This window comes from Mesorhizobium sp. B3-1-6 (assembly GCF_006439555.1).
Lineage (GTDB): Bacteria > Pseudomonadota > Alphaproteobacteria > Rhizobiales > Rhizobiaceae > Mesorhizobium.
This window is the reverse complement of the sequence record NZ_VFTM01000004.1, coordinates 119,862-142,373: the sequence shown is the minus strand read 5'-3', so window position 1 is coordinate 142,373 and position 22,512 is coordinate 119,862. Positions and strand designations below refer to the sequence as shown.

The window sequence follows — 22,512 nt, the reverse complement described above, 5'->3', positions numbered from 1 at the left end:
TGGCCGGCGCAACGCCGGCCATGGTTTTGTTTCCCCTCAATCGACAAGCGCTGGAGTGCCAAAGGAATGGCCGGGAATTTCTCGTTCGATCAGTTGAAGAAAGCGGTCTCGAACGGCGAGATCGACACGGTGCTGGCCTGCATCGTCGATATGCAGGGCCGGCTCTCGGGAAAACGCTTCCTGGCCCAGTATTTCGTCGATTCCGCGCATGGCGAGACGCATGGCTGCAACTATCTCTTGGCCTGCGACATCGATATGGAACCGGTGCCGGGCTACAAGGCGGCGAGCTGGTCGAAGGGCTATGGCGACTTCGTCATGAAGCCGGACCTGTCGACGCTGCGGCGCATTCCGTGGCTGGAGAAGACGGCGCTGGTCATCTGCGACGTGCTCGACCATCACGACCATGAGGATTTGGCACACTCGCCGCGCGCCATCCTGAAGAAGCAGGTCAAGCGTCTGCAGGAGCGCGGCTATATCGGCTATTTCGCCTCCGAGCTCGAATTCTACCTGTTCAGCGAAACCTACGATTCCGCGCGCAAGAAGCACTGGCAGGGGCTCGACAGCGCCTCGCCCTATATCGGCGACTACCAGATCGGCATCACCAGCAAGGAAGAAGGCGTCATGCGCCGGCTTCGCAACGAGATGGAAGCGGCGGGTATCCCGATCGAGAATTCCAAGGGCGAGTGGGGCCCTGGGCAGGAAGAGATCAATGTGCGCTATGCCGAAGCGCTCGACATGGCCGACCGCCACGTCATCCTGAAGAACGGCGCCAAGGAGATCGCCGATTCCGAGGGCAAGGCCATCTCCTTCATGGCTAAGTACAATTACGGGCTCGCCGGCAATTCCAGCCACATCCACAATTCGCTGTGGAGCGCGGACGGCAAGACGCCGCTGTTCTTCGACAAGAAGGCCGATTGGACGCTGTCCGCGCTCGGCCAGCAATGGGCGGCCGGGCAGCTCAAATACGCCAAGGAGTTCACCTGGTTCCTGGCGCCCTACATCAACTCCTACAAGCGCTTCCAGGCCGGCACCTTCGCGCCGACCAAGATCATGTGGAGCGAGGACAACCGAACCGCCGGCTTCCGGCTGTGCGGCGAGGGCACCAAGGGCATCCGCATGGAATGCCGCATAGGCGGCGCCGATCTCAATCCCTATCTCGCCTTCGCCGCCCTGATCGCGTCCGGCCTTGCCGGCATCGATGAGAAGCTGGAGCTGCAGAAGCCTTTCGTCGGCGACGCCTATCAGGCCTCGCGCCTGCCCGAGATTCCGAAGACGTTGCGCGACGCCACCGAGACGCTGGCCAAGTCGAAGATGCTGAAGCAGGCCTTCGGCGACGACGTGATCGAGCACTATGTGCACACCGCCCGCTGGGAGCAGTTCGAATACGACCGCCGCATCACGGATTGGGAGCTGCACAGGGGCTTTGAGCGGTACTAGGGGGCCGGGTTAGCGTCGGCGCTGCCCCTCACCCTTACCCTCTCCGTGAAGAACGGGGAGACGGGTCGCCAGCGCGGGAGCTTCCCCCCGTCACTATACGGGGAGAAGGTGCCGGCAGGCGGATGAGGGGCGGCGCCAAGCCAAGTGATTTCGATTGTTGTAAAACCGCGAGGAAGAAATGACCGAAACGGTCAAACTCAAATCCCCCATCGACGGCTCGATCTATGCCGAGCGGCCGGTCGCGAGCGACCAGGCGATCAACGCGGCCGTCGAGCGCGCCAGGGCGGCGCAAGAGAAGTGGGCCGAGACGCCGGTCGTCGAGCGCGGCAAATACATGTTGGCGATGCTGGAAGCCCTGGTTGCGATGACCGACGAGATCGTGCCCGAGATCGCGTGGCAGATGGGCCGGCCGGTACGCTATGGCGGCGAGTTCGGCGGCGTCAAGGAACGCACCAACTACATGGTCGAGATCGCCGAAGCCGCGCTGAATCCGGTGCTTGCCTCCAATACGAAGGACGGCTTCCGCCGCTATGTCAAGAAGGTGCCGCTCGGCGTCGTGCTGGTGATCGCGCCGTGGAACTATCCCTATCTGACCGCCGTCAACACCATCGTGCCGGCGCTGATGGCCGGAAGCGCCGTCATCCTCAAGCATGCCGCGCAGACGCTGCTGGTCGGCGAACGCTTCAGCCAAGCCTTCGACAAGGCCGGCCTGCCGAAGGGACTGTTCCAGAACCTGGTCATGAACCACGTCCAGACCGAGAAGCTGCTCGGCTCGGGCAAGATCGACCATGTCAATTTCACCGGCTCCGTCGGCGGCGGCCGCGCCATCGAGAAGGCGGCCGCCGGCACTTTCATGACGCTCGGCCTCGAACTCGGCGGCAAGGACCCGGCCTATGTGCTGCCCGACGCCAAGATGGACCATGCCGTCGCCAATCTGGTCGACGGCGCCTTCTACAATTCAGGCCAGTGCTGCTGCGGCATCGAGCGCGTCTATGTGCATGAGAAGGTCTATGACGAGTTCGTCGAGGGTTTTGTCGCCGAGACCAGGAATTATGTCGTCGGCAATCCTCTGGACCAGGCGACCACGATGGGGCCGATGGCACAGGCGCGCTTCGCCGATCTGATTCGCGAGCAGAAGGCAGAGGCGCTGCGCAAGGGGGCCAAGGCGCATATCAACATGAAGGTCGAGAACGACAAGCCGGGCTCGCCCTATCTGGCGCCGGAAGTGCTGACCGAAGTCGATCACCAGATGAGCGTCATGCGCGAGGAGAGCTTCGGGCCGATCGTCGGCATCATGAAGGTGCGCAACGACGAGGAGGCGATCGCCCTGATGAACGACAGCCCCTATGGGCTGACCGCCTCGATCTGGACGCGCGACACGGGGCGCGCAATTGCCATCGGCGACCGTGTCGAAACCGGCACCGTGTTCATGAACCGCTGCGACTATCTAGACCCGGCGCTGGTCTGGACCGGCGTCAAGGATACCGGCAAGGGCGCGGCGCTTTCGGCCATCGGCTACGACAATTTGACGAGGCCGAAATCCTATCACCTGCGTGAAGCGATCTGACTTTTTGAAAGACAAGACATGTCCAAGCTCATCTCCAAATGGAACTATCCCACCACCGTTCGCTTCGGCGCCGGCCGCATCAAGGAACTGCCGGACGTACTGGCTGCGGCGGGTATCAAGCGCCCGCTCTTCGTCACCGACCCCGGCCTGGCAAAGCTTCCGGTTGTCGCCTCGACGCTGAAAATCCTCGACGACGCCAAGGTTCCCTATGGCGTGTTTTCGGAGGTGAAGCCGAACCCGGTCGAGTCCAACCTCACCGCCGGCATCGCCGTGTTCAAGAAGGGCAAGCATGACGGCGTGATCGCCCTCGGCGGCGGCTCGGCGCTCGACCTCGGCAAGCTGATCGCCTTCCAGGCCGGGCAGACCCGGCCGGTATGGGATTTCGAGGACGTCGGCGACTGGTGGACCAGGGCCAACTCGGACGCGATCGCGCCGATCATCGCCGTGCCGACCACGGCGGGAACCGGCTCCGAGGTCGGCCGCGCCGGCGTCATCACCAATGAGGCGACCCACACCAAGAAGGTCATCTTCCATCCGAAGCTTCTGCCGGCGATCGTCATTGCCGATCCGGAGCTGTCGGTCGGCATGCCGGCCTTCATCACCGCCGGCACGGGCATGGACGCGCTGGCCCATTGCCTGGAGGCCTATTGCGCGCCGAGCTATCACCCGATGGCCGACGGCATCGCGGTGGAAGGCATCCGGCTGGTGTTCGAGAACCTGCCCAAGGCTTTCGCCAACGGCAAGGATCTGCTCGCCCGCGCCCATATGATGAGCGCCGCCGCCATGGGCGCCGCCGCCTTCCAGAAGGGGCTCGGCGCCATCCATTCGCTGTCGCATCCGATCGGCGCGCTCTACGACACCCATCACGGCATGACCAATGCCGTGTTCATGCCCTATGTGCTCGCCTTCAACAGGGAGAGCATCGAGGAGCGCATCGCCCGGCTCGCGGCCTATTGCGGCATCAAGGGCGGCTTCGACGGCTTCGCCAAGGCGATCATCAAATTGCGCAAGGAATTGAAGGTGCCGCACGCGCTGCCGGGCCTGATCAAGGGCCTCGAAATGGACAAGAAGCGCAAGGCACTGATCGCCGGCATGGCGGTGGTCGATCCGACCGCTGGCGGCAATCCGGTCAAGCTCACCAAGAAAGCGGCGCTGACGCTGCTCGAAAATGCGATCGCCGGCTCCGTCTGAGAGCCGGCTTTCAATGCCGAAGAGTTGAATGAAGGGGCGTTCCAGAGCGGAGGGGGAGGGCAAAAGGCAAGGCGACTAACCATTAGCCGGAAAATTAAGCGCGGGCTAATTGCTACAGTCTGTTAAAAAGAGTTAACTTTTTTGGCCGCGGGGCTCGGGTTTCAAAAAGTCTTCATCTGGCTGTCACACGAAAACGATACCCGCATCGCAGGCGCTTAAACGCGCCAGTTCAACGGAGAGAACACATGTTCAAGTTCACGGGGAAAGTGCTTTCCCTCTCGGCCGCGGCGCTCTTTGCGTCGACGGTGATTTCGTCCGCGGATTCGCTGGACGATCTCGTCAAGGCCGCGAAGGCTGAAGGCCAGCTCACCACCATCGCGCTTCCGCATGACTGGTGTGGCTACGGGGCAGTGATCGACGCTTTCAAGGCTAAGTATCCGGAAATCAAGATCAACGAACTCAACCCGGACGCCGGCTCGGGCGACGAGGTCGAGGCGATCAAGGCCAATAAGGACAACAAGGGCCCGCAAGCGCCCGACGTCATCGACGTCGGTCTGTCGTTCGGCCCGACCGCCAAGGCCGACGGCCTGCTGATGCCTTACAAGGTGTCGACCTGGGACTCGATTCCGGACAGCGCCAAGGATGCCGATGGCGCCTGGTACGGCGACTATTACGGCGTGCTGTCGTTCATGGTGAACAAGGACCTGGTCAAGGAATCGCCGGCCGACTGGGCCGACCTGCTGAAGCCGGAATTCGCCAATTCGGTCGCGCTCGCCGGTGATCCGCGCGCTTCGAACCAGGCCATTCAGGCGGTCTATGCCTCCGGTCTGTCGTCGGGCGCCGCCGCTGGTGAAGCCGCCGGCACCGCTGGTCTCGACTTCTTCAAGAAGCTCAATGCCGCCGGCAATTTCGTTCCGGTCGTCGGCAAGCCGGCGACGCTGGCCCAGGGCCAGACGCCGATCCTGATCAACTGGGACTACAACGCGCTTGCCGGCCGCGACACGCTGAAGGGCAACCCGCCCGTCGACGTGATCGTGCCGAAGACCGGCGTTGTCGCCGGTGTCTATGTGCAGGCGATCAGCGCTTATGCGCCGCATCCGAATGCCGCGAAGCTGTGGATGGAATACCTCTATTCCGACGAAGGCCAGATCGGCTGGCTGAAGGGCTACTGTCACCCGATCCGTTTCAACGATCTCGCCAAGAACGGCAAGATCCCGGCGGACGTGCTGGCCAAGCTGCCGCCGGCTGAGTCCTATGCCTCGGCGGCTTTCCCGACGCTCGACGAGCAGGGCAAGGCCAAGGAAGCCATCAGCAAGAACTGGGACGCCACCGTTGGCGCCAACGTCAAGTAAGACTTGAAGTGCACCGGGCGGCCACTTGGCCGCCCGGCTTTCCCTCGAAGACGGTGCCGGGCGCATGACCGATCTATCGCTTTCAAATCAGTCAGTTGCCACCAAGCCCGCGCCGCCGAACGCGACGACCGCTTTTCGCCTGCCGACGCAATGGATCGGTGTGGCGCCATTCTTCGTCTTCACCCTGATGTTCCTGATCATGCCGACGCTTTATCTCGTCATCGGCGCGTTTCAGACCGGGGAAGGCGGGTTCACGCTCGACAACATTCTGCAATTGGTGAGCGATCCTTCAATCAGCAATTCCTATTGGGTCTCGATCAAGATCAGCTTCTGGTCGGCCATCGTCGGCGCATTTGCCGGACTGGCGATCGCCGTGGCCATCGTGCGCGGCGGCCTGCCCAGCTGGGTTCGCTCCGCGACGCTGACCTTCTCGGGTGTCGCCTCGAATTTTGCCGGCTTGCCGCTTGCCTTCGCGTTCATCGCCACGCTTGGCCGCGTCGGCATCGTGACGGTGCTGCTGCGCGACATATTCAATCTCAACATCTATGCGATGGGCTTCAATTTCCTGACCACGTGGGGCCTGATCGTGGTCTATCTCTTCTTCCAGATCCCGCTGATGGTGGTCATCATCGTGCCGGCGATCGACGGTTTGAAGAAGGAATGGAACGAGGCCGCCGCCACGCTTGGCGCCACCCAGTGGCAGTACTGGCGTATGGTGGTGATACCGGTGCTGTTTCCGAGCTTCCTCGGCACCGTCATCCTTCTGTTCGCCAACGCCTTCGGCGCCATCGCAACGGCCTATGCGTTCGCCGGCCCGCAGCTCAACATCGTTCCCATCAAGCTCTATTCGCAGATCAACGGCGATGTGCTGCACAACCCGCAGCTCGGCTACGCGATCGCCTTCGGCATGATCGTCATCACCGGACTGGCGAATGTCTTCTACATCTGGTTCCGGACCCGTTCCGAGAGGTGGCTGAAATGAAGTCGGGCAAATTCTGGGCCTGGGTCGTCTTCGGAATCGGCACGGCCTATTTCTTCATCCCGCTGCTGGCGACGTTCGAGTTTTCGCTGCGCATGCGGCGCGGCGTCCATTCCTTCGACGCCTATCAAGTCGTGCTCGGCGATCCGCGCTTCCAGGCGACGTTCCTGTATTCGGTGGTCGCCGCGATCTTCACCATCATTCTCGGCGTGCTGATCGTGGTGCCGGCCGCCTATTGGATCCGTCTGCGTTTGCCTCAAATCAGGCCGATCGTCGAATTCATCACGTTGCTGCCGCTGGTCATTCCGGCGATCGTCATCGTGTTCGGCTATATCCGCATGTACGGCTCGAATTCGCCGCTGCCTTTCCTGGCCAGCGATCTCGGCGCCAGCGCCTTGCTGGTGATCGGCTATGCGACGCTGGCGTTGCCCTATATGTACCGCGCCGTCGACACCGGTCTTCGTACCATCGATGTCAGAACGCTGACGGAAGCCGCCCAAATCCTCGGCGCCGGTTGGGCCACGATCATTACCCGGGTCATTCTTCCCAATGTACTGATCGCCGTTCTGTCAGGCGCCTTCCTGACCTTCGCCATCGTCATCGGCGAGTTCACGATGGCCAGCCTGCTGAACCGTCCGGCCTTCGGCCCCTATCTTCAGAACATCGGCGCCAACCGCGCCTACGAGCCGGCGGCACTTGCCATCATCGCCTTCGCCATTACCTGGGGCTGCATGTCGCTGATCCAGATCCTGTCCCGTTTCGCGCCGAAATCGGCGAACCGCCCGAATTGACCTGAGAGAAAAGCCATGGCCGAGCCATTCCTGTCTATCCAGCATGTGCGAAAGTCCTACGGCGCCAACACCGTGGTGCAGGATTTCAGCCTCGACGTCGAGCCCGGCGAGTTCGTCTCCTTCCTGGGGCCATCCGGCTGCGGCAAAACCACTGTGCTGCGCATGGTCGCCGGGTTCGAGGAGCCCTCGGCTGGCAAGATCGTCGTCGCCGGCAAGGACATCACCAGGCTGAAGCCCAATCAGCGCAATGTCGGCATGGTGTTCCAGGCCTACGCGCTGTTCCCGAACCTGACGGTGGCGCAAAACATCGCCTTCGGTCTGAAGGTGGCCGGCATGTCGAAGCCTGACGCGGACAAGCGCGTTGCAGAGATGCTCGACATGATCAAGCTGCCGCAGATGGCCGATCGCTATCCCTATCAGCTGTCCGGCGGCCAGCAGCAGCGCATCGCGCTCGCGCGGGCAATTGCTCCGAAACCCAAACTGCTTTTGCTCGACGAGCCGCTGTCGGCGCTCGACGCCAAGGTGCGCGTGTCGCTGCGCGAGGAAATCCGCTCGATCCAGAAGAAGCTCGACATCACCACCATCTTCGTCACCCATGACCAGGAAGAGGCGCTGTCGATCTCGGACCGCATCGCGGTGATGTATGGCGGCAAGGCCGAACAGGTCGGCACGCCATTCGAGATCTACAACCGGCCGGCGACCAAGTTCGTCGCCAATTTCGTCGGCACGCTCAACGTGCTCGAAGGCAAGGTCACCGACGCTTCAACGGGCAAGGTGCAGGTCAACGCCCAGGAAGTCTCGCTCAAGGGCAAGCTCAATGGCTCGAAGTCCGGCGATACGCTGTCGCTGGCGCTGCGGCCGGAAGCGATTTCGCTGGCGCGCCAGCCCGGGCACGACACCAGCCTTTCGGGCGAGATCGCCGAAGTGCATTTCCTCGGCTCGGTCATCCGGGTGCGCGTCGGCATCGGTGGCAACACGGTGTCGCTCGACACCTTCAACAACTCGACGACACCGCCGCCGATCGTTGGCGACAAGGCGGATATTTCGTTCTCGTCGGGCGATATGCTGGTCCTGCACTGACGGCCTGGCCGTCTTGACGCCGATAAGACAGGCGAAGCCTTTGCGCCGGCCGAGGGTAATCCGTCGATCGGCCGGGGCGCGGTCTGCCGGGCACCACAGGCCTTGTCGGATAAATCAACAGTATCCTGCTTCAGGGTACTGCCAAGCTTCGTGCTTCGCCGTTACGATAAGCCATGGCGCTGTTCGAACTTACTCTGATCCTGCTTCTCATCGCCGTCGCGCTGACGGCGGTATCGCGATGGCTGGAGGTACCTTACCCGTCGCTGCTGGCGCTTGCCGGGGTCGGGCTTGCCTTCGTGCCGGGCGCGCCGGTGATCGAGATCGATCCGGAACTGGCGCTTGCACTGTTCATCGCGCCGGTGCTTCTCGATGCCGCCTATGACACCTCGCTGCGCGACCTGAAGCGCTATCGCCTGTCGCTGGTGCTTTTGGCGCTCGGCGCCGTCGTCTTCACCACCGTGGCGGTTGCCTTCGTCGGCTGGAAAATGGCCGGGCTGCCGATCGCGGCGGCGATCGCCCTCGGCGCCATCGTCGCGCCACCGGACGCGGTCGCGGCAAGCGCGGTGCTCAATCAGTTCAAGGTGCCGCACCGCCTCACCGCGATCCTGCAGGGCGAGAGCCTGCTCAACGACGCCACGGCGCTGTTGATCTACCGGATATCGGTTGCGGCAGCCATCGGCACGCTCATGCTGAAAGACGCAGTGCCCGTCATCTTGCTTGCGACGGTCGGGAGCGTTATCGCCGGCTATCTGTTCGGCCGCTTCTCGCTGCTCACGCTGACGCGCATCGAGGATGCGGCCAGCAGCACCGTTGTGCAGTTCGCCGGAACCTTCGCCGTCTGGATCATTGCCGACAGACTCGGCCTTTCCGCCATCATCACCATCGTCGTTTATGCCATCACCATCGCGCGCACCGCGCCACGCCGCATGTCGGCCCGACGCCGCGTCAGCACCTATTCGGTCTGGGAATCGGCCGTATTCGTACTCAATGTGCTGGCTTTCGTGCTGATGGGCTTGCAGGCCCGTTCGATTGTCGGCCGGCTTTCCGGCGACGGGCAAGGCGAAGCCTTTCTCTTCGCCGCAACGGTGCTTGCGGTCGTCATCGTGGCGCGTCTCGTCTGGGTGGCGGGCTATGTCACGGTCATACGCTGGTTTGCCCGCTATGACAGCGAGGAAGAAAGGCGCGATGCACCGACATTTCGCGGCGCCGTGCTTGTGGGTTGGTGCGGCATGCGCGGGCTGGTGACACTGGTGGTGGCAATTGCCTTGCCGGCCGACTTCCCCGGTCGCGATCCGATCGTGCTGGCCGCCTTCGCGGTCGTCCTCGGAACGCTCGTGCTGCAGGGCATGAGCCTCAAGCCGCTGCTGCGCCGGCTCAACTTCGAGCGGGATACCTCGATCGACCGCGAGGTGGCCGAGGCGCGGGTGGCGATCATGCAGGCCGCGCTCGATGTGCTGAGCCGCAAGACGTCGGCCGCTGCCGCCGTCGTGCGCGAGCAGTACGAGGCGCAGCGGCGGGTTGCCGAAAATCCCGAGGACGCACAAGCCGCGACGGAATACGACCGGTTGCGTCTTTACGCCATCAAGCGGCAGCGCGACAGGTTGGAGGAACTGCGCAGCAATGGCACGATCGGCGACGAGGCCTATCACCGGCTGGAAGAGGAGATCGACTGGTCGGAACTGGCGGCGTCGCCCGCCGGAAGCTTCCAGCCACTGACGACCTATTAGGCGCAGCGGTTCGCTGGTCTCCGTTGGACTATTCCGCTTGGCCTCGCGGCACATTGCAACGCAAGAGGCGGGGCGATAGAGCGGTTCACCGAAGACCGCGAACCACTCTATCTCTTTGTTTTGACGCAATTCCGGACGGAAAACCGCTCACACTTTTCCTGGAATTGCGCTACTGCGATCACCAGAAGTGAGCCGGTTAATCAATGAAGCTGATCAGCTACAACATCCAGTACGGCTACGGCAGCGATGGGCGCTACGACCTCAGCCGCTGCGCCAGGCTGGTGAACGGCGCCGAAATCATCGCGCTGCAGGAGGTCGAGCGGCACTGGCAGCGCAGCAATGAGGACGACCAGCCCGAGATCCTGTCCAGCCTGCTGCCCGACTATTACTGGGCTTACGGCCCGGCCTTCGATATGGACGCCAGCGAGAGACGCGACGGCCGCGTCGTCAACCGCAGGCGGCAGTTCGGCACGATGGTGCTGTCGAAGCTGCCGATCGTCTGGTCGCGGCTGCACACGCTGCCGCTACGGCGCACGCTGAGGCCGCTCAACACCCGCAACGCGGCGCTGGAATGCATGATCCGCACGCCGGCGGGACCGGTGCGGGTGCTTTCCTTGCATCTGGCGCATATCGCGGCGGAGGAGCGGCTGGAGCAGATCGATTATCTTAATGCCGAGCATCGCCGCGCGCCGTCCGACGGCGGCCCTTGGAGCGGCGTCGACGACGAGCCGCGGCGCAACTGGACGAACGGCCAGACGGAACCGGAAAATCCGTTGGCGGCGATCTGGCTGGGCGACTTCAACATGGAGCCGGGCAGCGCCGAATACCGGCGTATTGTCGGTAGCACGCCCTACCATCGAGGCGCCGCTTACATCGACGGATTCGTCGATGCCGTAGCGGTCGCCGGCGAGTCCGGGCCGGACTTCCACACGCACGAAAAGATCATCGATGGCAGGCTGGCGAAACGACGGCTCGACCATTGTTTCGTCGGCGGCGGGTTGGCCGATCGCGTGCGTTCGGTAACCGCCGATATCGGCGAGGTGGCTTCCGACCATTTTCCGCTCAGGGTCGATATCGATCTGGAAACGCCTTTCGGCTCGACAAGGTCGATGAAACCGACATGACGCTGTTCGTCTTCCTGGCGGTGCTCTCGGCGGCGGCCATGCACGCGATCTGGAACGCGCTGGTCAAGGTGCATCTCGACCGCTTCCTGTCGATCACGCTGATGACGCTCGGGATGGGATTTGCGGCGCTGTTCGCACTTCCCTTTGTCGAGGTGCCAAAGGCTGAAGTCTGGCCCTATATCATCGCCTCGGTGATCTTCCACATGGGCTATCGCACCTTTCTGGTCGGCGCCTACAAGGCGGGCGATTTCGCTCAGACCTATCCGCTGGCGCGTGGCACCGCACCGCTGCTCTCGGCGCTCGGCGGCATCTTCGTGGTCGGTGAGGTTCCGGCGCCGTTCGCCATCGTCGGCATCGTGCTTCTGTCGGCAGGCACGCTGGTCATGTCGTTCCGCGGCGGGGCGCATCTGGAGAAGCTCAATTTGCGCGCGGTCGGCTTCGCGCTCGGCACATCGATCTTCATCGCCAGCTACACACTCTCCGACGGCAGCGGCGCGCGGCTCGCGGCAACCGCGCAAAGCTATGCGGCCTGGCTGTTCGTCTGCGATGCGGCGTGGGCGCTCGTGCTGTGCATTGTCGTCCGCGGACCGCAGTCGCTTCCGGTGCTGGCACGTGACTGGAAAGCCGGCCTGTTCACCGGCGTGCTCAGCGGCGCGGCCTACTGGATCGTGATGTGGGCTATGACCAAGGCGCCGATCGCCTCGGTCGCGTCGCTGCGCGAGACCTCGATCCTGTTCGCCATGCTGATCTCGGTGCTGGCGCTGGGTGAAAAGATGACGGCCTGGCGCGCAGCCGCGGCGCTCGGCATCGTTGCCGGCGTCGCGGCGCTCAGGCTCGGATAGAGGGCGCCGTCTCGCGGAAACGGCGCCCTCTATCTCTTCGTTTTTAGCAATTGCGGACGGGCTGCGGCGAAGTCGCCGAGCCTGACCGTTTCACACTTTTTCCGGAATTGCTCCAACCTCATGGTCCAACACGGTCATCACCTGGCCGCGCTTCTCAGGGCTGAAGCGGATGACGATGATGATGCAGACCGCGACCACACCGGCGAAGAGCGCCAGCGCGTAGCCATAGCTGCTGCCGGGCGCCTCGGCGATACCCGCCTGATACGGACCGCCATAGGATGCCGCCAGATTGCCGGCCTGGTAGATGAAGCCGGGCAAGGTCGCGCGCACGGCGCCTGGCGAGAGCTCGTTGAGATGCACCGGGATGACACCCCAGGCGCCCTGAACCGCCACCTGCATGACGAAGGCGCCGACGGCCAGCATAAAGGGCGTGGTCGAATAGGCCCATAGAGGTAGTGCCGGCAAGGCGATCAGGCAAGCGAGCGTAATGGCGTTGACGCGGCCGATCTTCTCGGACAGCGCGCCGAAGGCCAGTCCGCCGACGATGGCGCCGATGTTGGCGACGATGGTGATCCAACTCACCGTATGCGGGTCGAAGCCATGCTGCTTCTTGAGGAAGGTCGGATAGAGATCCTGCGTGCCGTGGCTGAAGAAGTTGAAGAACATCATCAGCACCACCGCATAGAGCGCGATGCCCCAGTGCTTCCGCAGCGTTTCGAGCAATCCTGGCTTCACGCGCTGGCGCGCTTCGACGAAGGCTGGCGATTCCGGCACATGCGAGCGGATGAAGAGCACGATCAGCGCCGGTATGAAGCTCAGGAGGAACATGGCGCGCCAGCCGAAGGTGAAGTCGCCGATCTTCTGGCCGTAGAGCAGCCCGTAGACCACCGCGGCCAGCAGGTAGCCGGCCGGATAACCGCATTGCAGGATGCCCGAGACCATGCCGCGCGCGCTTGGCGGAATGGACTCCATGGCAAGCGAGCTACCGAGGCCCCATTCGCCGCCCATGGCGATGCCGAACAGGGCGCGCAGCGCCAGGAATATGCCGAGATTGGGCGAGAAGGCGGCCAAAGCGCCGATCACCGAATAGCTGACGATGTTGAGCATCAGAATGGGCTTGCGGCCGTATCTGTCGGCAAGCATGCCGAAGAAGAACGCGCCGATGAAACGCGTCGCCAAGGTCAGGAACAGCGCTTTGGAGACCGCCGGCACGTCGGTCTGGAATTCCGTTGCAATATCGGTGAGCAGGAAAGTCAGAAGGAAGAAATCAAAAGCGTCGAGCGTCCAGCCGAGGAACGACGCGAGTACGGTTTTCTTCTGCTCGGTGGTGAGGTTCAAGGCGGTCCTCCTTTTGCATCCCCCAAAAGCAACGATATGTTCCAGGGCGGGTAAAAGAGAACCGGACAGCTGCCGGTTTTAAGCCGGCGAGCGGTCACATTTGCGTCACCTCGAGATCGACGACCATCAGCCCCTCGGTGCCGCCTTCGAGGGCGGCGACCAGACGGGCGCCGGCGCGCTGATGCGCTTCGTGCACCAGATAGGCGTCACGCGCGGCGGCATTTTTAAAGTCGATGGTGAAGCCGTGGCTGAAGCCACGCGCGAACGGCTCCGGGCTGACATTGGCGCTGAATTCCACCTTGCCCATGCCGTCGATGACGGCGTGCAGCGCTTCGAGATCGGTATGGATCGCCGCCCGCTCGGTTTCAGGAACGTCGTTGCGAAAGCGGACAAAGACGCAGTGACGGATCATTATCGGTGCCTCACGCCGCCTGGTTGCCCTTGAACACGGCCGGCGGCAGCGGCTCGCGGTCGAGAATGAGGTCGGAACCTTTTTCACCGACCATGATCGTCGGCGCATTGGTGTTGGAGGACGGCACGCGCGGCATCACCGATGCATCGCAGATCCGGAGACCTTCGATGCCGCGCAGCCTCAGGTCCGGCGTCACCACGGCCATCGCATCATGGCCCATGCGGCAGGTGCCGACGGGGTGATGATCGGTCTTGGAGGTGCGATAGGCATAGTCGGTGAGGTCGGCGTCGCTCTGCAGGTTTGGCCCGGGCAGCACCTCGCGAAATACGTAGGGGGCAAGCGCCTTCTGCCGCATGATCTCGCGCGCCAATCTAAGGCCCTTGATCGACATGTCGCGATCATAGGGATCGGACCAGTAGTTCGGATCGATGAGCGGATGATCGGCCGGGTCGGCGCTCTTCAGCCGCACCGTGCCGCGCGAGCGCGGACGCAGGAAGGCCGAGTTCAGCGTCACGCCAGGGTTCTTCAGTTTTTCCACTCCGGCCTCGATGCCGGAGCCGAGGCCCAGATGGAACTGGATGTCGGGGGAGGCGGCCGTCGGGTCGGCGTACCAGAAGCCGCCGGTCTCGAACAGGCTCGAGGCGACGGGACCCTTCTTGAGCAGCAGGTACTGCAGACCGGCCCATAGGGTGCGGTGCAGCTTGGCGTAATTGTCGTAGGTGTGGTCGCCGGTGCATTCGGCGATCACGAACAGGTCGAGATGGTCCTGCATGTTGGAGCCGACGCCGGGCAGGTCGTGAACGGGCGTGACGCCGACCGATTTCAAATGGTCGGCCGGGCCGATGCCCGACTGCATGAGGAGCTTGGGCGAACCGATGGCGCCGGAGGAGACGATCACTTCGCGTTCGGCGCGCAGGATTTTCTTCTCGCCGCCGGGCTTATCAACCACCTCGACGCCGATGGCGCGGCCTTGCTCGACGACGACGCGGGTGACCAGCACATCGGTCCTGACCGTCAGGTTCTTGCGGGCGCCGATCGGCTTCAGATAGGCGACGGAGGCGGATGAGCGCCGCGCATTCTTTTGGGTCAGCTGATAGTAGCCGACGCCCTCCTGGCTGGCGCCGTTGAAATCCGGGTTGAAGGGTATGCCCATCTCCTGGCCGGCGCGGAAATAGGCCTCGCAGATCGGCAGCGGCGAGATCGGGTTGGAGACGCCGAGCGGGCCCTGGTCGCCGTGATAGTCGTTGGCGAAGCGCTGGTTGTTCTCGGCGCGCTTGAAATAGGGCAGCACGTCGCGATAGCCCCAGCCGGCGAGCCCCTCTTCCTTCTCCCAGGCGTCGTAGTCGCGGGCGTTGCCGCGCGTGTAGATCTGGGCGTTAATCGACGAGCCGCCGCCGACCACCTTGGCCTGGGTGTACCAGAAGACGCGATCCTTCATGTGCTTCTGCGGCACGGTCGACCAGCCCCAGGAGGCGATGCCCTTGGTCATCTTGGCGAAGCCCGCCGGCATGTGGATATAAGGATGCCAGTCCTTGCCGCCGGCCTCGAGCAGCAGGACGGAATTCGACGGATCCTCGCTCAGCCGGTTGGCGAGAACGCAGCCGGCCGGACCGGCGCCAACAATGATGTAATCAGCCATTGTTCCTCACAAGCGTGGCACGGAGAGCGCGCCGTCGACATCGATGACCGATCCGGTCGAAAAGCCGAACTTTCCGGAGGCAAGCGCGGCCACGACGGCCCCGATATCGGCGCCTTCGCCCCAGCGTTTTGCCGGCACCAGGCCGCTTTCGATCAACGCGTCATATTTGGTGGAAACGCCCGCCGTCATATCGGTGCGGATGATGCCCGGCCGCACCTCGAACACGCCGATATTTTCGGATGCGAGCCGCAGCGCCAGGTTCTTCACCCACATCGAAAGCCCGGCCTTGGAGATGCAGTAATCGGCGCGTTCCGGCGAAGCCATGGCGGCGCTGACCGAAGTGATGGTGATGATCGACCTAACTGAACCGGCAGGCGCCGCAAGCATAGCCTTGGCGACGGCCTGGCTGAGGAACACGGTGCCGCGCAGGTTGATGTTTAAGGCGCGGTCGAAATTCTCCGGCTTCAGCTCCAGCAGATCGCCGCGCAGCACGGCGCCGACGCCGGCATTGTTGACCAGGCAGTCGATGCGGCCGAAGGTTTTGGTTGCGGCTTCGATCAGCCTCGAATGACCAGCGATGTCGGCAATGTCACATTGGGCATAGGCGAATTTCGCGCCGCGCGCGGCGATGTTCTCGGCAAGGCCCTTGGCGGGCTTCTCGGCAAGGTCGGCGACAAGGACGTCGAATCCGGCATCCGCCAGCGCTTCGGCGCAAGCGAGGCCGATGCCGCGCGCGCCGCCGGTGATAATGGCCGCGGGGCGGGTCATTGGAGACTAGCCTCGTGGACGCAGGCGCTGCCCCTCATCGCCCTGCCGGGCACTTCTCCCCGTATAGTGACGGGGAGAAGGATGCTGTCGCCGGCGCTTTCGCCAATCGCCAGCGCTGCAGAATGAGTGCCGGCGTTGCGGCTAGCCCTCTTCTTCCCGTTTACGGGGAGAAGGTGCCGGCAGGCGGATGAGGGGCGGCGCCGACCGATCATGAAGAAAGTTCCGTCTGGCGGATATGGTCGGCGACGCGCAGCGCCTGCGCCGCGATCGACAGCGCCGGATTGACGGCGGCCGATGTCGGCAGGAAGCCGCCATCGACGACGTAGAGGTTCTGATGGTCCCAAGCGCGGCAGAGCGGATCGAGCGGCGAGGTGGCTGGATCGTTGCCCATCTTCACCGTGCCGCACTGATGCGAGGGCGTGCGCTTGTCGAAGGGCCGCGACAGCACGATCGGATAGCCGCAGGCGCGAAGGTTCTCGCGCATAACCTTGGCCAGGTCTTCCAGCGACTGCATGTTGGAGCGCCGCCACTGCATGACGATCTCCTTGCCGTCGACCATGATGCGGCTTTCCGGATCGGGAAGGTCCTCGCACATCAGGTACCAGTCGACGGCGTGGCCGGCCATGTAGTCGAGCGCGAATTTCGGCATCGTCTTCACATTGGCCTTGAGCATGTTGCCGTCGATCTTGCCAAGCAGTTGCACATTGCCGAGCGGCTTGCCGCCCTTGCCGTCGGACAGATAGTAGTCGTTGAGCATCAGCGTCTTCTGGTAGACGCTATCGTTGCGGCGGCGCGGATCGATCGCCAGCATCGCGCTCGAATTGTGGTTCATGAAATTGCGCCCGACCTGGTCGGAGCTGTTGGCGAGCCCCTTGCCCCCTTTCTTGCTGGTATTGGGCGACGGCGAGCGCAGCAGGATGGCGGCCGAGTTGATCGCACCCGCCGACAGGATGACGAGCTTCGGCGACAGGGTCTTTTGCGCACCGTTTTGGGTATAGTGGATGGCGGCGATCGACTTGCCGTCCGGCGCGGTTTCGAGCCAGTCGACATAGGCGCCGGTTTCGAGCCGGATGTTGGGATCCTTCAGCGCTTCGGTCAGCGGACCGGTCTGCGCGTCGATCTTGCCCTGGCCGGTGTTGGGGAACGCATCCCAGCCCGTCTTGCCGTCTTTCAACCAGGTCTCGATGTCGACGCCGAGCGGCAGCGATGCCGGATGCAGTCCGAGGCTCTTCAACTCGGCGCGGGCGCGCGCGATCGGCGGCTCGTCCGGCACCGGCTTGAAGGCGTAGGGGATCGAATGGAACGGCTCGGTCGGGTCCTCGCCGAGCGTGCCGCGCACGCGAAAAAGCTGCTCGGCTTTCGAATACCAGGGCTCGAATTCGTCATAGGAAAACGGCCAGGCCGGCGAGACGCCGCCGAAATGCTCGAGCTCGGCAAAATCCTCCTTGCGGTAGCGGATCAGCACCGCGCCGAAGAACTTCGAATTGCCGCCGACATAGTAGTAGTTGCCGGGGTTGAAGGCAGCACCGCCGGCCTCGCGCCACATCTCCTTCGGGCGGTAGTGCTCGTCGACGAAGATGGAACGCGTCGAGCGCGTATGCGGTGTCGCGGGCAGCGGTTCGCCGCGCTCCAGGATCAGGATCGAGGCGCCGCTGCCGGCCAAGCCGGAGGCGATCGTGGCGCCGCCGATGCCGGAGCCGATGATGACGATATCCGGATTTTTCATAGATCTTTGTTTTGCTGCATGTCGTTGCCCCAAAACCGGACCCACTTTTGGGCGACAGGCATCAGAGGATGCGCTTCTCGGTCGCGGGGTCGAAGAACACCGCCTTGCTGAGGTTGAAGGCTAAAGGCGTGCTGGTGCCGGGCTGGATCCTGGCATCGGCCCGCAGCCGCGCCACGACGCCCTTGCCGCCCAGATTGGTGACGGCGAAAGTATCCGATCCCGCCGGCTCCACCACTTCGATGTGGCAGTCGGCGGTGGCGATGTTCGAACCGTTGCGCTCGGCGCCTTCAGGGTCGGTCAGCGCCTCGGGGCGCACGCCGAAGATCACCTGCTTGTCCTTGAACGCCGACAGACCCGCAGGCGCGGCAGGCATGGGCAGCACGATCGGCTGGCGCGCCTCGCGGTCGAGCACCACCGACAGCCCGCTGCCATTAGCGTCGATCTTGGCCGGGATCAGGTTCATCGCCGGCGAGCCCATGAAGTCGGCGACGAAGATGTTGGTCGGGTTGTTGTAGATCTCGGCCGGCGTGCCGAATTGCTGCACCTCGCCGTCGCGCATGACGGCGATCTTGGTCGCCAGCGTCATCGCCTCGATCTGGTCGTGCGTGACATAGACGATGGTCGTGCCGGTCGTGGCGTGCAGGCGCTTGATCTCGATGCGCATGTCGACGCGCAGCTTGGCGTCGAGGTTGGAGAGCGGCTCGTCGAACAGGAAGAGTTTCGGGTCGCGCACCAGCGCCCGGCCCATGGCGACGCGCTGGCGCTGGCCACCGGAAAGCTGGCTGGGCTTGCGGTTGAGCAGGTGGCCGATCTGCAGGACCTTGGCCACCTTGTCGATCGCAGCCTGGCGCTCCGTCACCGGCACGCCGCGCATCTCCATGCCGAAAGCGATGTTGCCGGCCACCGTCATGTTCGGATAGAGCGCGTAGCTCTGGAAGACCATGGCGATGTCGCGCTTCGAGGGATGCAGGTCGTTGATGGCGCGGCCGTCGACGCGGATCTCGCCCTCGGTGATCTGCTCCAGGCCGGCAATGGTGTTGAGCAGCGTGGACTTGCCGCAGCCGGACGGGCCGACCAGCACGAGGAAGCCGCCCTTTTCGAGCTCGACATCGATGCCCTTCAGGATCTCGACATTCCCGAAGCGCTTCTTCAGCCCATCAATTTCAAGAAAAGCCATGATCGTTCCTTCAGAAAATAGGGTCAGCCCTTGACCGCGCCCGCCATCAGCCCGCGCACGAAATAGCGGCCGGCGACGACATAGACGATCAGTGTGGGGAGCGCGGCAATCATCGCCGCCGCCATGTTGACGTTGTATTCGACGACGCCGGTCGAAGTATTGACGACATTGTTCAGCGCCACCGTCATCGGCATCACGTCGCCGGACCCGGCATAGGCTGAGGCGAACAGGAAGTCATTCCAGATGTTGGTGAACTGGTAGATCACCGTCACAACGATGATCGGCAGCGAATTGGGCAGCATGATGCGCCGAAATATCTGGAAGAAGGAGGCGCCGTCGACCTGTGCCGCCTTGATCAACTCGGTTGGGAAGGCCTCGTAGTAGTTGCGGAAGAAGAGCGTGGTGAAGCCGAGGCCGTAGACCACGTGGACGAAGACGAGATTGACGGTCGAATTGCCGAGGCCGAAATTAAAGCCGGTGGCGTTCTGCAGGGTGACACCGAAGCGGCCAAGGCTGCCCAGAATCGTTGCCATCGGCAACAGCACCGACTGGAATGGAATGAAGCAGGCGAACAGCATCATGGCGAAGACCAGGGTGTGGCCGCGGAAGCGCCATTTGGTCAGCACATAACCGTTGAGTGCGCCAAGCAGCGTCGAGATCAGCACCGCCGGCACGACCATCTTGATGGAGTTCCAGAAGTAGCCCTTCATGCCGACGCAAGTCAGGCCCGAGCAAACTTCGCTCCATGCCTTTATCCATGGTGCGAAGGTCGGGGCATGCGGCAGCGACAGCATGTTGCCGTTCTGGATCTCGTCCATGGTCTTGAACGAGGTGACCAGCATGACGAAGAGCGGCATCAAATAGAAGATCGCGAACAGCGCGAGCAGCCCGTAGATCACGATGCGGTTGAACGTTCTGGCACGGACGCCGCTTGTGGCCTGGCGGGCGGGTGAAGTGACGGCGCTCATCGCGACTTCTCCCTGAGCTCGGAGTAAAGATACGGAACGATGATGGCCGTGATGGTCATCAGCATGATCACCGCGCTTGCCGAGCCGACCGCCATTTCGTTGCGCTTGAAGGTGAACTCATACATGAAGTTGGAGGGCAGCCAGGCCGAGCCGCCGGGGCCGCCGCTGGTCAGCGCCACCACCAAGTCATAGGACTTGATGGCGAGGTGCGCGAGCACGATGAAGGCCGACAGGAAGACGGGCCGCAGCAGCGGGATGACGATGCGGCGGTAGAGCTGGAAGGTGGATGCGCCGTCGATCTGCGCCGCCTTCATGATCTCGCCGTCGATGCCGCGAAGCCCGGCCAGGAACATCGCCATGACGAAGCCGGAAGCCTGCCAGACGCCGGCGATCACCACCGTGTAGATGACGAAATCCTTGTTCTTGATCCAGTCGAAATGGAAGCTCGTCCAGCCCCATTGATGCAGCGTCTGTTCCAGCCCGAGGCCGGGGTCGAGGAACCATTTCCAGGCGACGCCGGTGACGATGAAGGAGAGCGCCATCGGGTAGAGGTAGATCGGCCTCAAGACACCTTCGCCGCGGATCTTCTGGTCGAGCAGAATGGCCAGGAACAGGCCGAGCGCCAGGCAGATTCCGATATAAAGGAAGCCGAAGATGCCCATATTGGTGATCGAGGTGTACCAGCTCGACGGCGGGTCGCTCTCGAAGGTCCAGCGCCATAGCCGCTGATAGGCGCGGGGGCCGGTGATGGCATAGGACGGGAAGGTCTTGGAATTGGTGAAGGACAGATAGATCGTCCACAGGATGAAACCGTAGACGAAGACGATCGTCGCCGCGAAGCTTGGCGCCAACACGATCTTCGGCAGCAGGTCCTGCAGCCGCGAACGGACCGACGCGCCAGGGCGGGCGTCGTGCTCCGGTGTCAGCTTGATCTGGGTTTCGGCAACTGTGCTCATCCGCTTGTCCAGTACCGGTTTGTCACGGGACCGACCGGCGCGAACCGCGCCAGCCCGAGCAATCCCGGACCTTGCTTCGGTAGGAGACCTCCCCCGCCAGGGCAGGGGAGGCTCAGTTCAAGGCGCGCTTACTTTGCGTCGTCGATCGCCTTGACCAACTCGGTCACGGCTTCGTCGGAGGTCTTGATCTGACCATGGACGAACTTCGACACGACATCCTTGTAGGCGTTGGCGACGGCCGGCGGGGCGCCGTAGCCCTGCGCCAGCGAGCCGAACAATGTGCCGCCTTCATTGGCCTTCTTCAGGTCGGCGATGCCCTTCTTGCCGCAAGCATCGAAGTCGGTGTCCGGCACGTCGGTGCGGGCCGGGACAGAACCCTTCACCACGTTGAAGGCCGACTGGAAGCTCTTCGACAGGGTGGCAGTGGCCAGAGCGACCTGGGCGGCCTTGCGGTCGTCCGGAACGTTGAACATGCCGAACATGTCGGAGTTGTAGATCACCGAGCCGTCGGTGCCGGGGAAGCGATAGCAGAGGAAGTCGGTGCCCGGGGTCTTGTTGGCGGCGTGGAACTCGCCCTTGGCCCAGTCGCCCATGACCTGAACCAGCGCGTCGCCCTTGATGACCATGGCGGTGGCGAGGTTCCAGTCGCGGCCCGAGAAGTTCGGGTCGACATAGGTGACCAGCTTGGCGAGGTTGTCGAACGACTTCTTCATCGTGTCGGACTTGAGCGACTCTTCATCGAGGTCGTTCATCGCCTTCTTGTAGAACTCCGGACCGCCGGTCGACAGCACGACGGAGTCGAACATGGTGGCTTCCTGCCAGTTCTGGCCACCGAGTGCCAGCGGGGTGACGCCGGCCGCCTTGGCCTTGTCGAGCAGGGCCACGAAGTCGTCGAATGTCTTCGGCTCGGTGCCGCCGATCTTGTCCATCACCGCCTTGTTGATCCACAGCCAGTTGACCGAGTGGACGTTGACCGGAGCCGCGACCCACTTGCCGTCATAGACGGAGAACTTCTGCAGGGCGGCCGGAACCGACTTGTCCCAGCCTTCCTTCTTGGCGGTCTCGGTCAGGTCGCCCATGACGCCGGCGGCGGCGTAGTCGAGCACGGTGTAGCCGAGCATCTGCGATGCGGTCGGATAGTTGCCGGCCGCGACCATCGCCTTCAGCGCGGTCATGGCGGCGTCGCCGCCGCCGCCGGCCACCGGCACGTCCTTCCAGGCATAGCCTTCCTTGGCCAGATCCTGCTTCAGCACGTTCAGAGCAGCCGCTTCGCCGCCCGACGTCCACCAATGCAGCATCTGCACTTCCTTGACGTCCGCGGCATGCGCCGAGAACGCAAAGCTCGTCGCAAGAGCCGTTCCGATAAGCAGTTTGCGCAACATGTACTACCTCCCTTGTTGCATACACATAACCGGCGGGTGTCCGCCGGGGTCTCCCA

Annotated in this window: 19 protein-coding genes; 10 read left to right on the top strand and 9 right to left on the bottom strand. The window is 63.2% G+C overall.

What is annotated here, in order from left to right:
- Nucleotides 1–66 precede the first annotated feature (66 nt).
- The 10 genes from FJ414_RS06050 to FJ414_RS06005 all read left to right on the top strand — a co-directional run bounded on the left by FJ414_RS06050 (nucleotide 67) and on the right by FJ414_RS06005 (nucleotide 12,090).
- On the top strand, nucleotides 67–1,437 hold the full coding sequence (locus FJ414_RS06050) for a glutamine synthetase family protein (RefSeq protein WP_140642351.1): 1,371 nt from the start codon (nucleotides 67–69) through the stop codon (nucleotides 1,435–1,437).
- A 178-nt stretch (nucleotides 1,438–1,615) separates the two neighbouring features.
- A complete protein-coding gene (locus FJ414_RS06045; protein WP_140642349.1) occupies nucleotides 1,616–3,004 on the top strand; it encodes an aldehyde dehydrogenase family protein in 1,389 nt (462 codons plus the stop codon).
- An 18-nt stretch (nucleotides 3,005–3,022) separates the two neighbouring features.
- Complete coding sequence (locus FJ414_RS06040) at nucleotides 3,023–4,195, top strand: iron-containing alcohol dehydrogenase (protein ID WP_140642347.1); 1,173 nt, start codon at nucleotides 3,023–3,025, stop codon at nucleotides 4,193–4,195.
- A gap of 245 nt (nucleotides 4,196–4,440) precedes the next feature.
- Nucleotides 4,441–5,547, top strand: a complete 1,107-nt coding sequence (locus FJ414_RS06035; RefSeq protein WP_140642344.1) for an ABC transporter substrate-binding protein — start codon at nucleotides 4,441–4,443, stop codon at nucleotides 5,545–5,547.
- 187 nt (nucleotides 5,548–5,734) lie between these two features.
- Nucleotides 5,735–6,529, top strand: coding sequence for an ABC transporter permease subunit (locus FJ414_RS06030; RefSeq protein WP_226892226.1), 795 nt, complete (start codon nucleotides 5,735–5,737; stop codon nucleotides 6,527–6,529).
- Entirely contained in the window at nucleotides 6,526–7,317 is a 792-nt protein-coding gene (locus FJ414_RS06025) for an ABC transporter permease (protein ID WP_140642340.1), read from the top strand. The genes FJ414_RS06030 and FJ414_RS06025 overlap by 4 nt, the downstream gene beginning before the upstream one ends.
- A gap of 15 nt (nucleotides 7,318–7,332) precedes the next feature.
- Complete coding sequence (locus FJ414_RS06020) at nucleotides 7,333–8,397, top strand: ABC transporter ATP-binding protein (protein WP_140642338.1); 1,065 nt, start codon at nucleotides 7,333–7,335, stop codon at nucleotides 8,395–8,397.
- Nucleotides 8,398–8,570: 173 nt separating this feature from the next.
- On the top strand, nucleotides 8,571–10,124 hold the full coding sequence (locus FJ414_RS06015) for a sodium:proton antiporter (RefSeq protein WP_140642336.1): 1,554 nt from the start codon (nucleotides 8,571–8,573) through the stop codon (nucleotides 10,122–10,124).
- Nucleotides 10,125–10,327: 203 nt separating this feature from the next.
- A complete protein-coding gene (locus tag FJ414_RS06010) occupies nucleotides 10,328–11,248 on the top strand; it encodes an endonuclease/exonuclease/phosphatase family protein (RefSeq protein WP_140642334.1) in 921 nt (306 codons plus the stop codon).
- Nucleotides 11,245–12,090 carry an EamA family transporter gene (locus FJ414_RS06005; protein WP_140642331.1) on the top strand — a complete coding sequence of 282 codons (846 nt, stop codon included), beginning with the start codon at nucleotides 11,245–11,247 and terminating at the stop codon, nucleotides 12,088–12,090. The genes FJ414_RS06010 and FJ414_RS06005 overlap by 4 nt, the downstream gene beginning before the upstream one ends.
- 90 nt (nucleotides 12,091–12,180) lie before the next feature.
- Here FJ414_RS06005 and FJ414_RS06000 read toward each other — a convergent pair whose 3' ends face one another.
- From FJ414_RS06000 to FJ414_RS05950, 9 genes are all read right to left on the bottom strand, one after another.
- Nucleotides 12,181–13,428, bottom strand: a complete 1,248-nt coding sequence (locus tag FJ414_RS06000; protein ID WP_140642329.1) for an MFS transporter — start codon at nucleotides 13,426–13,428, stop codon at nucleotides 12,181–12,183.
- A 94-nt stretch (nucleotides 13,429–13,522) separates the two neighbouring features.
- Nucleotides 13,523–13,840 (bottom strand): Dabb family protein, encoded by a 318-nt coding sequence (locus FJ414_RS05995; protein WP_140642326.1) that lies wholly within the window; start codon nucleotides 13,838–13,840, stop codon nucleotides 13,523–13,525.
- A gap of 10 nt (nucleotides 13,841–13,850) precedes the next feature.
- On the bottom strand, nucleotides 13,851–15,479 hold the full coding sequence (locus FJ414_RS05990) for a choline dehydrogenase (RefSeq protein WP_140642324.1): 1,629 nt from the start codon (nucleotides 15,477–15,479) through the stop codon (nucleotides 13,851–13,853).
- Between the two features lie 6 nt (nucleotides 15,480–15,485).
- On the bottom strand, nucleotides 15,486–16,247 hold the full coding sequence (locus FJ414_RS05985; RefSeq protein ID WP_140642322.1) for a 3-ketoacyl-ACP reductase: 762 nt from the start codon (nucleotides 16,245–16,247) through the stop codon (nucleotides 15,486–15,488).
- Nucleotides 16,248–16,455: 208 nt separating this feature from the next.
- A complete protein-coding gene (locus FJ414_RS05975; RefSeq protein ID WP_140642319.1) occupies nucleotides 16,456–17,973 on the bottom strand; it encodes a GMC family oxidoreductase in 1,518 nt (505 codons plus the stop codon).
- Nucleotides 17,974–18,034: 61 nt separating this feature from the next.
- Nucleotides 18,035–19,150, bottom strand: a complete 1,116-nt coding sequence (locus FJ414_RS05965) for an ABC transporter ATP-binding protein (RefSeq protein WP_140642317.1) — start codon at nucleotides 19,148–19,150, stop codon at nucleotides 18,035–18,037.
- Between the two features lie 23 nt (nucleotides 19,151–19,173).
- Nucleotides 19,174–20,118, bottom strand: coding sequence for a carbohydrate ABC transporter permease (locus FJ414_RS05960; RefSeq protein ID WP_140642314.1), 945 nt, complete (start codon nucleotides 20,116–20,118; stop codon nucleotides 19,174–19,176).
- Nucleotides 20,115–21,074, bottom strand: a complete 960-nt coding sequence (locus tag FJ414_RS05955) for a sugar ABC transporter permease (protein WP_140642312.1) — start codon at nucleotides 21,072–21,074, stop codon at nucleotides 20,115–20,117. The genes FJ414_RS05960 and FJ414_RS05955 overlap by 4 nt, the downstream gene beginning before the upstream one ends.
- A 128-nt stretch (nucleotides 21,075–21,202) precedes the next feature.
- A complete protein-coding gene (locus FJ414_RS05950) occupies nucleotides 21,203–22,456 on the bottom strand; it encodes an ABC transporter substrate-binding protein (protein ID WP_140642310.1) in 1,254 nt (417 codons plus the stop codon).
- Nucleotides 22,457–22,512: the final 56 nt, after the last annotated feature.